The organism is Streptomyces lydicus (assembly GCF_004125265.1).
Classification (GTDB): Bacteria; Actinomycetota; Actinomycetes; order Streptomycetales; family Streptomycetaceae; genus Streptomyces; species Streptomyces lydicus_C.
Genome location: NZ_RDTE01000003.1, coordinates 5,099,841 through 5,113,134, shown reverse-complemented (window position 1 = coordinate 5,113,134; position 13,294 = coordinate 5,099,841). Strand labels below are relative to the sequence as shown.

Annotated in this window: 12 protein-coding genes; all 12 read right to left on the bottom strand. The window is 73.0% G+C overall.

Annotated features, from left to right (window positions below; translation table 11 throughout):
* Window positions 1-12: 12 nt before the first annotated feature.
* The 12 genes from htpX to D9V36_RS24855 all read right to left on the bottom strand — a co-directional run bounded on the left by htpX (window position 13) and on the right by D9V36_RS24855 (window position 13,027).
* Complete coding sequence (gene htpX / locus D9V36_RS24910; RefSeq protein ID WP_129295726.1) at window positions 13-873, bottom strand: zinc metalloprotease HtpX; 861 nt, start codon at window positions 871-873, stop codon at window positions 13-15.
* 317 nt (window positions 874-1,190) lie between these two features.
* Window positions 1,191-2,765, bottom strand: coding sequence for an NADH-quinone oxidoreductase subunit N (locus D9V36_RS24905; protein WP_129295725.1), 1,575 nt, complete (start codon window positions 2,763-2,765; stop codon window positions 1,191-1,193).
* Entirely contained in the window at window positions 2,765-4,393 is a 1,629-nt protein-coding gene (locus D9V36_RS24900; protein WP_129298668.1) for a complex I subunit 4 family protein, read from the bottom strand. The genes D9V36_RS24905 and D9V36_RS24900 overlap by 1 nt, the downstream gene beginning before the upstream one ends.
* Before the next feature lie 186 nt (window positions 4,394-4,579).
* A complete protein-coding gene (locus D9V36_RS24895) occupies window positions 4,580-6,577 on the bottom strand; it encodes an NADH-quinone oxidoreductase subunit 5 family protein (RefSeq protein ID WP_129295724.1) in 1,998 nt (665 codons plus the stop codon).
* Window positions 6,574-6,936, bottom strand: a complete 363-nt coding sequence (gene nuoK, locus D9V36_RS24890) for an NADH-quinone oxidoreductase subunit NuoK (protein ID WP_129295723.1) — start codon at window positions 6,934-6,936, stop codon at window positions 6,574-6,576. The genes D9V36_RS24895 and nuoK overlap by 4 nt, the downstream gene beginning before the upstream one ends.
* A complete protein-coding gene (locus tag D9V36_RS24885) occupies window positions 6,936-7,598 on the bottom strand; it encodes an NADH-quinone oxidoreductase subunit J family protein (protein ID WP_129295722.1) in 663 nt (220 codons plus the stop codon). Before D9V36_RS24885 ends, nuoK begins: the two co-directional genes overlap by 1 nt.
* Window positions 7,595-8,266, bottom strand: coding sequence for a NuoI/complex I 23 kDa subunit family protein (locus D9V36_RS24880; protein WP_129295721.1), 672 nt, complete (start codon window positions 8,264-8,266; stop codon window positions 7,595-7,597). The genes D9V36_RS24885 and D9V36_RS24880 overlap by 4 nt, the downstream gene beginning before the upstream one ends.
* The gene (locus D9V36_RS24875; RefSeq protein WP_129295720.1) at window positions 8,263-9,231 is read right to left on the bottom strand and encodes a complex I subunit 1/NuoH family protein; all 969 of its coding nucleotides are present in this window, start codon (window positions 9,229-9,231) and stop codon (window positions 8,263-8,265) included. The genes D9V36_RS24880 and D9V36_RS24875 overlap by 4 nt, the downstream gene beginning before the upstream one ends.
* The gene (locus tag D9V36_RS24870; RefSeq protein ID WP_129295719.1) at window positions 9,228-10,532 is read right to left on the bottom strand and encodes an NADH-quinone oxidoreductase subunit C; all 1,305 of its coding nucleotides are present in this window, start codon (window positions 10,530-10,532) and stop codon (window positions 9,228-9,230) included. The genes D9V36_RS24875 and D9V36_RS24870 overlap by 4 nt, the downstream gene beginning before the upstream one ends.
* The gene (locus D9V36_RS24865; RefSeq protein WP_129295718.1) at window positions 10,529-11,209 is read right to left on the bottom strand and encodes an NADH-quinone oxidoreductase subunit B; all 681 of its coding nucleotides are present in this window, start codon (window positions 11,207-11,209) and stop codon (window positions 10,529-10,531) included. Before D9V36_RS24865 ends, D9V36_RS24870 begins: the two co-directional genes overlap by 4 nt.
* Entirely contained in the window at window positions 11,200-11,601 is a 402-nt protein-coding gene (locus D9V36_RS24860; RefSeq protein ID WP_129295717.1) for an NADH-quinone oxidoreductase subunit A, read from the bottom strand. Before D9V36_RS24860 ends, D9V36_RS24865 begins: the two co-directional genes overlap by 10 nt.
* A 301-nt stretch (window positions 11,602-11,902) precedes the next feature.
* Entirely contained in the window at window positions 11,903-13,027 is a 1,125-nt protein-coding gene (locus D9V36_RS24855) for a hypothetical protein (RefSeq protein ID WP_241721022.1), read from the bottom strand.
* Window positions 13,028-13,294: the final 267 nt, after the last annotated feature.

The following is a 13,294-nucleotide window of genomic DNA, read 5'->3' as shown; positions in this document are numbered from 1 at the left end:
GGAGCGGGGGCGTCAGGGGCGGTGGCCCGCCATGTTTTCGAGGCGGGCGATCCGCTCGTCCATCGGGGGGTGGGTGGAGAAGAGCCGGGACAGGCCGCCGCCCCGGAACGGGTTGGCGATCATCATGTGGCCGGCGGTCTCCAGTCGGGGCTCGGGCGGGAGCGGGAGCTGCCGGGTTCCGGTCTCCAGCTTGCGCAGCGCGGAGGCCAGGGCCAGCGGGTCGCCGGTGAGCTGGGCGCCCGCGGCGTCGGCCTCGTACTCGCGCGAGCGGCTGACGGCGAGCTGGATGAGCGAGGCCGCGACCGGGCCGAGGATCATGATCAGCAGCATGCCGAGCAGGCCGGGGCCCTCGTCGTCGTCGGAGCGGCCCACGGGAATCAGCCAGGCGAAGTTGACGAGGAACATCACGACGGAGGCCAGCGCGCCGGCGACGGAGGAGATCAGGATGTCGCGGTTGTAGACATGGCTGAGCTCATGGCCGATGACGCCGCGCAGCTCGCGTTCGTCGAGCAGCTGGAGGATGCCGTCGGTGCAGCAGACCGCGGCGTTGCGGGGGTTGCGGCCGGTGGCGAAGGCGTTGGGGGCCTGCGTCGGGGAGATGTACAGGCGCGGCATGGGCTGGCGGGCGGCGGTGGAGAGCTCACGGACCATGCGGTAGAGCTGTGGCGCCTCGAACTCGCTGACCGGGCGGGCGCGCATCGCCCGCAGGGCCAGTTTGTCGCTGTTCCAGTAGGCGTAGGCGTTGGTGCCCAGGGCCACGACGACGGCGATGATCAGGCCCGTACGGCCGAACAGGCTGCCGATGACGATGATGAGGGCGGACAGGCCCCCGAGGAGTACGGCGGTCCTGAGCCCGTTGTGCCGGCGGTGCACGGTACGCCCTCCAAGCGGTGCGGCAGGGGAACCCTGTACTGCGTTTCTCCACTGACCAGTGGACCCTTACTCACTGGTCAACGCGAGATGAACGAGCCAGGTTCCCTTGTGCGTCGGCGGGGCACCGGGGAGGGCATGCGGGTGCGCCCGCCGGGGCGTGGCGCCGTAGGGGTGGGGTGGAGGCCGGTGGGAGCCCTATGGGGCCGTCCGTGTCCGGCCGTGTCCGGCCGTGCCGGTCCTTGTTCGTACTGTGCGGCCGCCGGTGCGGATTCCTGCGGGGCGGGCCGGCCGTTGGGGCCGGCCGCCGGCGCAGGCCGTTAGAGCAGCGCCCCGGAGGCGAAGCGCAGGACGAGCTGCGGGGCGCCGGAGAGGGCGATGCCGAGGACGGCGGCGAGCGCGATGGCGGTGGCCAGGGGGGCCGGGATCGCGGCGCCGGCCGGGTGGCCCGCGGGGGCGGGGATCACGGCCCCTGCGGCCTCCGCGGTGGTCTCCGGCTCCCCGGTGGCCTCCGTCTCTCCGGCTCCCCGGAAGAGGACCGTGGTCCACTGCAGGTAGTAGTAGAGCGCGATCACGACATTGACGGCCATGATCACGGCGAGCCAGGCCAGCCCCGCGTCGACGGCCGCGGAGAAGACCGTGACCTTGGCGAACAGGCCGATGATGCCGGGCGGCAGTCCGGCGAGGCAGAGCAGGAAGAAGCCGAGGGCGAGCGCCACTACGGGCCGCTGGTGGTACAGGCCCCGGTAGTCGGTGATGCGGTTCGCGGGGCTCGTACGGGCCACCAGGGCGGCGACGGCGAAGGCGCCGAGGTTCACGGCCGCGTACATCAGGGCGTAGGCCACGGTGGAGCCGATGGCGTGCCCCGGGTCGTGGGCGTAGCCCGCCGCCGCGATCGGGACCAGGAGGTAGCCGGCCTGGCCGACCGAGGACCAGGCGAGCAGGCGTACGGCGCTGTGCGCGCGGCGGGGGTCCTGGCGCAGGGCCGCGACGTTGCCGACGGTCATGGTGAGCGCGGCGAGGACGGCCAGTGCCGGGCCCCAGACGTTCGCGTACGAGGGGAAGCCCTGGACGGTGACGAGGATCAGGCCGGAGAAGCCGACGGCCTTGCCCACCACGGAGAGGTAGCCGGCGATGGGCAGCGGCGCGCCGACATAGGTGTCCGGCACCCAGAAGTGGAACGGGGCGGCGGCCGTCTTGAAGGCGAAGCCGACCAGGGTGAGGGCGGCGCCGGCGCTCGCCAGGGTGGCCAGTCGCGGGTCGGGCAGGGCGGTCAGCGCGTGGGCCACCTGGGAGAGGTGGAGGCTGCCGGTGGCCGCGTAGAGGAAGCTCACGCCGAGCAGCATCACGGCGGTGGCGGCCACCGACGACAGGAAGAACTTGAGCGCGGCCTCGGAGGAGAGCCGGTCGCCGCGCCGGAGCCCGACCAGCGCGAAGGCGGGCAGGGAGGCGACTTCGAGGGCGATGACCAGGGTGGCGAGGTCGCGGGAGGCGGGCAGCAGGGCGGCGCCGGCCGCCGAGGAGAGCAGCAGGAACCAGTACTCGCCGGCGGGCAGGTCCTGGTCCCGGACGGTGTCGATGGACAGCAGGGCGGTCAGCAGCGCCCCGCCGAGCACCAGGAACTGGATGACCAGGGCGAACGGGTCGGCCGCATAGCTGCACACGTCAGGGTGGGCGGGCAGACAGAAGGTGCGGCGGCCGCCGTCCAGGAGGGGCAGCAGGGACAGCGCGGCGAGCGCGAGGCCCGCCGTCGCGATCCACCCCAGCAGCGGCTTGCGAGCCGCCGGGAGGAAGAGGTCGGCGACGAGGATCACCAGGGCGACGGCCGCGGCGAGGGTGGGCGGCGCGAGGGCGAGCCAGTCGACGGACTGGACCAGAGAGGTCACCGTGCTCATCACTTACCGCCTCCGAGGAGCTGCTGGACGGCCGGGTCGGTGAGGCCGAGGAGGGCCGCGGGCCACAGTCCGGCGAGGACCGTGAGGACGGCGAGGGGGGTCCAGGCCGCGTACTCGTGGCGCGCGAGGTCGGGGATGACGGGGGCCGGTGCGGCCGGGGCCACGGTGGCCGCTTCGGCCGCCGTCGCGGTGCCCTCCTCGACGGCCGGGACGGCTTCCACGGCCGCCGGGGTGCCGCCCATGCAGACACGGCGGACGACGAGCAGCAGGTAGGCGGCGGTCAGCAGGGTGCCGAGGCCGGCCAGCGCCATGAACGTCAGGAAGGCGGGGCGGCTGAGGCCGGCGGCGGGCCGGAAGGCGCCGAACATCGCCAGCATCTCGCCCCAGAAGCCGGCCAGCCCGGGGATGCCGAGCGAGGCGACCGCCGCGAAGGCGAGCATGCCGCCGAAGCGGGGGGCCTTGCCGTAGAGGGCGGCGCCGGTGCTGCCCGCGAGGGCGTCGAGGTCGGTGCTGCCGGTGCGGTCCTTGAGCGCGCCGACCATGAAGAACAGCAGGCCGGTGATCAGGCCGTGGGCGATGTTGGCGAACAGCGCGCCGTTGACGCCGGTGGGGGTCATGCTGGCGATGCCGAGCAGCACGAAGCCCATGTGGCCGACGGAGCTGTAGGCGATCAGGCGCTTGAGGTCGCCGCCCGCGCCCTTGCGGACGAGGGCGAGGCAGGCGAGCGAGCCGTAGATGATGCCGATGGCGGCCAGCGCCGCGAGGTACGGCGCGACGGTGTGCATGCCCTCGGGGGTGATGGGCAGCGCGATCCGCACGAAGCCGTAGGTGCCCATCTTCAGCAGGACGCCGGCCAGCAGCACCGAGCCGATGGTGGGAGCGGCGGTGTGGGCGTCCGGCAGCCAGCTGTGCAGCGGCCACAGCGGGGACTTGACGGCCAGTCCGATGCCGACCGCGAGCACCGCCAGGAGCTGAACCGTGTGGCTGAGCTGGGCTTTCGGGCCGTTGTCAGTGGCGAGTGCCACCATGTCGAAAGTGCCGGATTTCACGCCGATGAGGAGGAGGCCGAGCAGCATCACGACGGAGCCGAGCAGCGTGTAGAGGATGAACTTCCAGGCCGCCGCCTGCTTCCCCGCGCCGCCCCAGCGGGCGATGAGGAAGTACATCGGGATGAGGACCATCTCGAAGGCGAGGAAGAACAGCATCAGGTCGAGGACGGCGAAGCTGGCGAGGGTGCCGGCTTCGAGGGTGAGCAGCAGGGCCACGAATGCCTTGGGGGACGGGCCCTTCGGGATGTGGAAGTAGCTGTAGAGGGCGCAGAGGAAGGTCAGCAGCGCGGTCAGTACGACAAGGGGGAGCGAGATGCCGTCGATGCCGAGGTGGATGCGGATGTCCAGCGCCGGGATCCAGCTGATGTCGGTGGTGGCCTGCATACGGGCCGGGTGGTCGTGGTCGAAGCCGCCGGCCAGCGCGAGGGCGGCGGCGAGCACGACACCGGTGACGGTCACGCCGTGGCGCAGTACGGCCTGGCCGGGGTTGCGGCCCTTGAGGCCGGGGGGCGCGGGGAACAGGGCGCCGACCGCGCCCAGCAAGGGGAGGACGACGACCGCCGCGAGGAGGTACTGCAGAACGGTGGGGTTCACGGGTCAGGCCCTCCTCAGGGGTTCGGCTCCGGCGAGCCCGGCCACGAGGGGCGTCGGCTGGGGGTGCGGGGTGTGTGCACCGGGGGTGCGGCCGTCAGGCATACGTGCGCCAGGGGTGCGGCCGTCAGGGATACGTGCGCCAAGGGCGTGGAACATCGGCATCGGCATGGGTCAGGCTCCCGTGCCCGTGGCGACGAGGACGGCGGCGACGGCCAGGACGAGCGAGCCCGCGAGCAGCGCGGCGAGGTAGGTCTGCACGTTCCCGGTCTGGGCGCGGCGGACCGCGGCGCCGAGCAGGCGGGGGGCGGCGCCCGCGCCGCGGACGTAGGTGTCGACGACCTCGCGGTCGAGGAAGCGCACCAGCGTGGCGGCGGAGCGTACGGGCCGGACGAAGAGGGCGGAGTAGACCGCGTCGAGGTGGAAGCCGACCGCGGCATGATGCTGCAGCGGGCCCAGGAGGAGGCGGCCGGGGTCGGCCGGGTCCGGGGCGCCGGCGTTGTCGCCGTAGGCCGGGGCGTGGATGTCGATGGCCACCTCCTCGGCGAGCGCGGGGGTGGCGTCCGGAGCGGCGACCACCGCGCCGAGGGGGGTACGGGCGGCGAGCGCGGTGGTGTGCCGCCAGGCCGCATAGGTGACCAGGCCGCCGACGAGGGCGATACCGGTGCCCAGGACGGAGGTGGTCAGGGTCGGCGCGAGCGAACGCCCGTCGAACCAGCCGGGCAGGAAGGGGGCGGCGAGGCCGAGCGCGACGGTCGGGACGAAGAGCACCCACAGGACGGCGTTCATGGCGACCGGCTGCGGGCCGTGGTCGGGGGCTTCGGCGCCCTTGCCCTTGAAGGCCAGCAGCCACAGGCGGGTGGCGTAGGCCGCGGTGAGCAGGGCGGTCAGCAGTCCGGAGACCAGTACGGTCCAGCCGGCCGCGCCGGGGATGCCGTGCGCATGGCCGGTGGCGGCGTGTTCGGCGGCGCCCAGGACGGCTTCCTTGGAGAAGAAGCCGGCGAACGGCGGGATCGCGGCGAGCGCGAGCAGCGCCACGGTGACCGTCCAGTAGGCGTCCGGGATGCGCCGGGCCAGGCCGCTCATCCGGGACATGGCGGCCAGCGAGTTGGTGCCGGCGGCGTGGATGATCACGCCGGCGCCGAGGAAGAGGAGGGCCTTGAACGCACCGTGCGAGATGAGGTGGAAGACGGCGGCACCGCGGTCGCCGACGGCCAGGGCGCCGAGCATGTAGCCGAGCTGTCCGACCGTCGAATAGGCCAGGACGCGCTTGATGTCGTCCTGGGCCAGTGCGGCAAGCCCGGAGCCGACCATGGTGAGCGCGGCCATGACGGCGAGCACGACCAGCGCGGCCGCGGAGGCGGCGAAGACGGGGAGGAGACGGGCCACGAGATAGACACCGGCCGCGACCATCGTCGCGGCGTGGATCAGCGCCGAGACCGGCGTCGGGCCGGCCATCGCGTCGGGGAGCCAGGTGTGCAGCGGGAACTGGGCCGACTTGCCGGCGACGCCGGCGAGCAGCAGCAGTGCGATCAGCGTCGGATGGTCCAGGCCGCCGGCGGCGACGGAGCCGAGGATGCCGGTGATGCGGAAGGTTCCGGCGTCGGCGGCCAGCGCGAAGATGCCGAAGAGGAAGGGGACGTCACCGAGCTTGGTGACGAGGAAGGCCTTGAGGGAGGCGGCGCGGGCGGCCTCGGTCTCCCAGTAGTGGCCGACGAGGAAGTAGGAGCAGATGCCCATGACTTCCCAGCCGACCAGCAGCAGCATCAGGTCGCCGGTGTAGACGACCAGCAGCATCGCGGAGGTGAAGAGCGAGACCAGCGCGGCGTAGGAGGGGTAGCGCGGGTCGTCGCGCAGATAGCCGGTGGAGTAGATCTGCACACAGGTCGCCACGACACCGACCAGGACGGCGATCAGCGCGGCGAAGCCGTCGATGTGCAGGGCCAGGTCGATGGGGATCGAGCCGGTCGGGGTGAGCTCGGTGGCGATGTCGGTGGCCGGTCCTGTGCCCTGTCCGACGGCGACGGTCACGGTGAGCACGGCCGCGGCCAGCGTCGGCAGCACGGCCAGCGGCCGGACGAAGCCGGGCGCACGGCGTCCCAGGAGGAGGCCGGCGACGGCCCCGAGGAAGGGCAGGAGGGGAACGAGAACGGCGGTGGTGGTGAGGGTCACGCGGCGGCCTCCGCCGTGGTGTCCGGCTGCGGGTCCCCGTCCGTGGCGTCCGTCTTCTCGGCGAGATCGCGGAGCCGGTCGATGTCGGAGCTGCCGCGGTTGCGGTAGACGAGCAGCACGATCGCCAGGCCGATGCCGATCTCGGCGGCGGCGATCGCGATGGTGAAGAGGGTGAGGGCCTGGCCGGTGTGCAGGGTGTCGCGCAGCCAGACGTCGAAGGCGACGAGGTTGAGGTTGACGGCGTTGAGCATCAGCTCGACGGACATCAGCACCAGGATCGCGTTGCGGCGGGCGAGCACGCCGTACAGCCCGGTGCAGAAGAGGAGGACGGCGAGGACGGCCGGGTAGACGAGATGCATCAGCGCTGCTCCTCTCGCGGGGCGGGGGCGGCGGGGGCCCGGGAGGCAGCAGGAGCCGGAGAGGCGGCGGGGGCCGGAGAGGCGGCGTTCTTCAGGCTCGCCGCGGCGGACCGCTCCTCCCCCGTCCTGCGGGACAGCACGATCGCCCCGACGAGCGCGGCCAGCAGCAGCACGGACAGCGCCTCGAAGGGCAGCACCCAGTACTGGAAGAGGCTGCGCCCGGTGGCCTCGGTGGAACCCTGGGCGGCGCCCCCGAAGCTGATCCAGGTGGTGCGGAAGGCATCCACCACGACCCAGACCAGGGCGGCGGCCGAGGCGAGGGCCACCGCGAGCGCGGCCCAGCGGTTGCCCGAATCGGCGTCCGGGGAGCGGCCGATGGGCGCCTTGGTGAGCATCAGTCCGAACAGCAGGAGGACGACGACGGAACCGACATAGATCAGCACCTGCACCCAGGCGATGAACTCGGCCGTCAGCAGCAGGTATTCGACGGCGATCCCGCCGAGGGCGACGACCAGCCAGAGGGCGGCGTGCACCAGCTGCCGGGTGGTGACGGTGATGACGGCAGCGCCGAGGGTGGCGATCCCGACGAGGAGGAAGGCGATCTCGACACCGGAGGTCGAGAGGAAGCCCTGGCCGGCTGCGGTGGCGGCGGCGAGCGTCACTGTCCCTCCTCTGGGGTGTCCGGTCGGTCCGGTCGGTTCCGGTCCGTGGCCTGATCGGTGGCTCCGGCCTGGCCCGCGGCCGGGTCCTGGGGCGCGGTCGGGTCCTGGGCCCGGGCGGCCTCGGCTTCGGCTTCGGCCTCGGCCTGCTGCTGGGCGGCGAGCTTGTCCGCGGCCTTGCGGGCGGCGGCGAGCTCCTTGGGCTCCTCGGCCGCCGGGTCGAGCGCCGGCGGTTCGGGCACCGTCCACATCCACTCGCGGAGCTTGTCGCGCTCATGGGTCAGATCGCGGATGTCCGTCTCGGCGTACTCGAACTCCGGTGACCAGAAGAGCGCGTCGAAGGGGCAGACCTCGATGCAGATACCGCAGTACATGCACAGCGCGAAGTCGATCGCGAAGCGGTCGAGCACATTGCGGCTGCGCTCCCGGCCTCCGGGGGCGGCCGGCGGCACCGTCTCCTTGTGGGAGTCGATGTAGATACACCAGTCCGGGCACTCACGGGCGCACAGCATGCAGACCGTGCAGTTCTCCTCGAACAGCCCGATGACGCCACGGGTACGGGGCGCGAGGTCGGGCTGGACGTCCGGGTACTGCGCGGTGACCGATCGTTTCGTCATCGTCCGCAGGGTGACGGCCAGCCCCTTGGCGAGGCCGGAACCGGGGAAGCTCATGACGAGATCACCACCTTGACGACGCCGGTGAGGGCGATCTGGGCGAGGGCGAGCGGGATGAGGACCGTCCAGGCGAGCTTTTGCAGCTGGTCCTCGCGCAGCCGCGGGTAGGTCACCCGCAGCCAGATGACGACGAAGGCGAGGATCACGGTCTTCAACAGCGTCCACAGCCAGCCCAGGCCGTCGGCGCCGAACGGGCCGTGCCAGCCGCCGAGGAAGAGGACCGAGGTCAGGGCGCAGAGAACGACGATGCCGGCGTACTCGGCGAGCAGGAAGAGCGCGAAGCGCAGTCCGGTGTACTCGGTGTACGCACCGAAGATGATCTCCGAGTCGGCGACCGGCATGTCGAACGGCGGCCGTTGCAGCTCGGCGAGCCCCGCGGTGAAGAAGACGACGCCGCCGACGATCTGCCACGGCACCCACCACCAGTGGAAGGCCTCGATGATGCCGGGCAGCGAGAGCGTGCCGGCCGCCATCGCGACGGAGGCCGCGGCCAGCAGCATCGGCAGCTCGTACGCGAGCAGCTGCGCGGCCGTCCGCAGACCGCCGAGCAGCGAGAACTTGTTGGCCGAAGCCCAGCCCGCCATCAGCGAGCCGAGCACGCCGACGCCCATGACGGCGAGCACGAAGAAGATCCCGGCGTCCAGGGCCTGCCCCACGGCGTTGTGCGGGCCTATCGGGATGGCGACCAGGACCAGGAGGTACGGCAGCAGGGCGACGGCGGGCGCGAGCTGGAAGATCCGCCGGTCGGCGCCGGCCGGAACGATGTCCTCCTTCTGCGCGAACTTCACCCCGTCGGCCACGAGCTGCGCCCAGCCGTGGAAGCCGCCCGCGTACATGGGGCCCAGCCGGCCCTGCATATGGGCCATGACCTTGTGCTCGGTCTGCCCGATGACCAGGGGGAAGACCAGGAAGACGACGAAGACGGCGACGAGGCGCAGCGCGATGTCGAGGGCGTCGCTCATGGGGTGTCGCCTCCTTGCTCCGGCTCCGGCTTCTCCTTCGTCTCCGGCTTCTCCTTCGTCTCCGGCTGCTTCTCCGGCTCCGGCTCCGCCTTCTCTTCCGGCTCCGTTTTCTTCTCCGGCTCCGGTTTCTTCGCCGGCTCGTCGAAGGCCGGGCGGGCGTGGTGCCAGGGGGCGTCCGAGGAGCGGGGGGCCGCCTCCTTCGGGGGAGCGGCCGCGGCCTCCTTGGCCGGGATCTCCGTCGACGGGACCTCGGCCGACGGGGTCTCCCCGGTCGGGGTGGGCTCGGTCGGGGTGGGCTCGGTCGGGGTGGGCTCGGTCGGGGTGGCCCCGGTCGGGGTGGCCCCGGTCGGGGTCTCCTTCGTCGCCGCCTCAGCCGCGGCCGCCTCAGCCGCATGCCGCTGGGCGGCCGAGCCCTCGCCCGCCGACCGCGTACGCCGTGCCGGACGCTCCGGCCGCTCGGGACGTGCCTCGGCCGCCGGGGTCTCGGCCGCCGGGGTCTCGGTCGCCTCCCCCGCAGCCTGCCGCTGGGAGCCCTCGCCCGCGGTCCGCGTACGCCGCGCCGGCCGCTCACCCGCGGCACCACCGGCACCACCGGCCGCACGCGCACTACCGGCCGCCCGCGCACCCCGCGCCGGACGCGCGGGGGCAGGCGGCAGCTGGCCCTTCAAGGGGCCCCACTCGTTCGGGTCCGGAACGCCAGGGGGCAGCATCTGGCGGCGCTTGGGCCCGCCGTGCTCGGACTCCCCCGGTTCCTTGGCTCCCGGCCAGGCCTTGGCGACCCGCGCCGCCAGCACGAAGTCCTTGCGCAGCGGGTGCCCCTCGAAGTTGTCCGGGAGCAGCAGCGGTACGAGGTGCGGGTGGCCGGTGAAGTCGACACCGAACATCTCGTGGGTCTCGCGCTCGTGCCAGCCCGCGCCCGCGTACACACCGACGGCGGTGGGCAGCGCGGCCCCCTCGTGCGGCACGGTCGTCCGCACGATCAGCCGGTGGACGGTACCGGGCCGCGCCACATCGGCGAGGTGCGCACAGATCCGGAAGCCGGTGCCGGGCTCGTCGACGGCGCTCAGCCAGTCGAAGTAGCTGCAGCCCAGGTCGTCGCGGGCAGCCGTCAGGGCGGTGAGCCAGCCGTCCACGGGAACGTCGACGGTCAGCGCGTCGTACGCCAGCTCCGCCGTGGCCCCCGTACCGAAGATCTCGCTCGCGGGCCGCGGCAGCCAGCCAACCACGGGCTCGGCGACCGGCTGCTCGGCCTGCTCGCCCTGCGCAGCGGTCTCCGCCTGCTGCTCGGGCTGCTCGCTCATCGGGGCTCCTCCCCCGCCGCCTTCGGCTCATCCGCCGCTGCGGCCCCGCCCGCAGGCTTCGGCGCGGGCGGCGTGACCAGCCCGCTGCGCAGCGCGGCGGCGGAGGGCCGGGCCGTGCCGCCCTTCGCGTAGCGCTCCCCCAGCGACTCGCGGGCGATCTTCTCCTGGAGCTTCAGGATGCCCTGGAGCAGCGCCTCCGGACGCGGCGGGCAGCCCGGTACGTACACATCCACCGGAATGATCTGGTCGACGCCCTTGGTGACCGAGTACGAATCCCAGTACGGGCCGCCGCAGTTGGAGCAGGCGCCGAAGGAGATGACGTACTTCGGCTCGGGCATCTGCTCGTAGAGCCGCTTGACCGCGGGCGCCATCTTGTCGGTGACCGTGCCGGAGACGACCATCAGGTCGGCCTGGCGCGGGCCGGGCGCGAACGGGATCACACCGAGCCGGATGAAGTCGTGGCGCGCCATGGACGCGGCGATGAACTCGATGGCGCAGCAGGCGAGGCCGAAGTTGAAGACCCAGAGGCTGTAGCGGCGGCCCCAGTTGAGGACCACCTTCATCGGTTCGGGCGCGAGCCGGGCCAGGGTGCCCAGGCGCCGCGGCTCCGGCAGGAACTGCGGGTCGGCGCCCTCGGACGCGGCTGCGGAGCTGTGGGAGGCGGGGGTCACGTCCATTCCAGGACGCCCTTCTTCCATGCGTAGAGCAGGCCGATGGCGAGGAAGCCGAGGAAGATGAACATCTCCGCCAGCGTCACACCACCGAAACCGGGGGCGGCGAAGATCGTCGCCCAGGGGAAAAGGAAGATCGAGTCGACGGCGAAGATGACGTAGAGGAAGGCGTACACGTAGTAGCGGACCTGGGTGTGCGCCCAGCCCTCGCCGACCGGGTCCACGCCGCACTCGTACGTCAGCAGCTTCTCGGGCGTCGGCACCACGGGCCGCAGCAGCCGCCCGGCACCGAAGGCCACGGCCACGAAGAGCACCCCGATCACGGCAATGATGCCGACGGCCGAGTAGCCCTGGAAATAGCCCGCGGCGACGGTGGTGCCCACGGTCGCGTCCGGCACGTCCGCCCCTCGCTCCCTGACTGCGCTTGTTCAAACGACTTCGACGATCTGTACGGACGGGAGTCTAGGCCCTGCCCCGGCCGCGGTGAGCAGCCGGATCGTCGCGGACGGTGGGGTTGTCCCTACTTCGCCCTACCTGGGCGGCAGGCAGCGTAGACGGCGCGGACAGTTGTCTCAGAAGGTGTCTCACGGAGCGGACGGGCGCGGGGGGGGAACCGAGGGAACCGGGATCCGGGCGGGGCGGGGCGGGGCGGGGCGGGGCGGGGCGGCGGAGCGAAGCGTCGTGGGTGGTCTCGCCTGGTCACCGGGGCGGCGGCCCGGCGTGGGGGTGTGCGGGGCCGGGGTAGGCGGGAGCGGAGTGGGCGGGGCCGGGGTGAGCGGCGCCGGGGTAGGCAGGACCGGAGTGAGCGGGACCGGAGTGGCCGCCGTCCGGGGCGGCCGGTGCGTTCCTGCCCGTACGCTGCCGGCCCGGTCCGCGCGAGACGGCCCGGTTCATCGTCTCGGCCGCGATCCGTGCCGCCGCCTGCAGGGTCCGTTCGCCGAGCAGCTCCGTGCGGATCGCGCCGCCCGCCGCGAGATGGCGGTCGTAGGGAAGCGGGAGCACCGTCGCGCCGCCGACGCCCAGATGCTCGGTGGCCCGGCGCAGGTCCAGCCCGGAATCGGGGGACACATGGCTGAGCACCACCACCGTCGTCGGCAGCATGCCGGGGTGCAGCCCTCCGGCCCAGTCCAGCACCGAGCGGGTGGCCGCCACTCCCTCCGGGGTCGCCGGGGACACCAGCACCCGCGCCTGCGTCGTCACCAGCGCGGTACGCGCCACCTCGGCGGGCAGCGTCTCGCAGTCCACGACGGTGGTCGCGAAGTACCGGCGCAGGGACGTCATCACCACCCGGTAGGTGTCGATGTCCAGCCTCGTCCCGATGGCGCCCTGGCTGCCCGGCAGCAGCCAGCCGCCGCCGGGGAACGGGATCAGATAGCCGGTCAGGTCCGTGATCAGCATCGACGGATCCACTATCTGCGCCAGATCGGTGCCCGACCAGCGCACTTCCCGTGCGCCCAGCCGGTGCGGCAGCGTGCCGAGCGCCGGATCGGCCTCGATCGCCAGCACCGGATCGGCGCGGTAGTGCGCATAGGTGAGGGCCAGCAGGGCGGCGACGGTGGACTTGCCCGCACCGCCCCGGATGCTCGTCACGGAGATCTGCCGGCCGGTGTCCACCGGTTGCTGGATGGCGTACGCGGTCTGTGTGACGGCGGCGGTCTCCGCGGCGGGCGACGAGGCGATCGCCCGCCGTACGGCCCGCCCCGCACGCTGCGCGACCGACTCTCCGTGCCGCGGCTTGGACCGCACGGCGTCCAGCTCCGGCGGCAGCAGCGGTACCGAGACGGGTGTGGGCTGGGACCTGCGTACGGGCGTGGGCGTGTGCACAGGGGTGGGCGTGTGCACAGGGGTGGGCGTGTGAACGGGGGTGGGCGTGTGAACGGGGGTGGGCGGGGGCGGCGTGACGGAGGGGGCCGGAGCGGCGGCATAGGTGCCCGGTGCGGCGGCGTGGTTGGCCGGCGCGTCATAGGCGCCCGGCGCAGGTGCCGGTTCCGGTACGGGCCGCGGCGGCGGAGCGGCAGCCGGCAGCGGTCCGGCGGAGGGCATGGCAGGCGGCATGACGGGAGGCGTGGCGGGGCGCGTGACGGGAGGCAC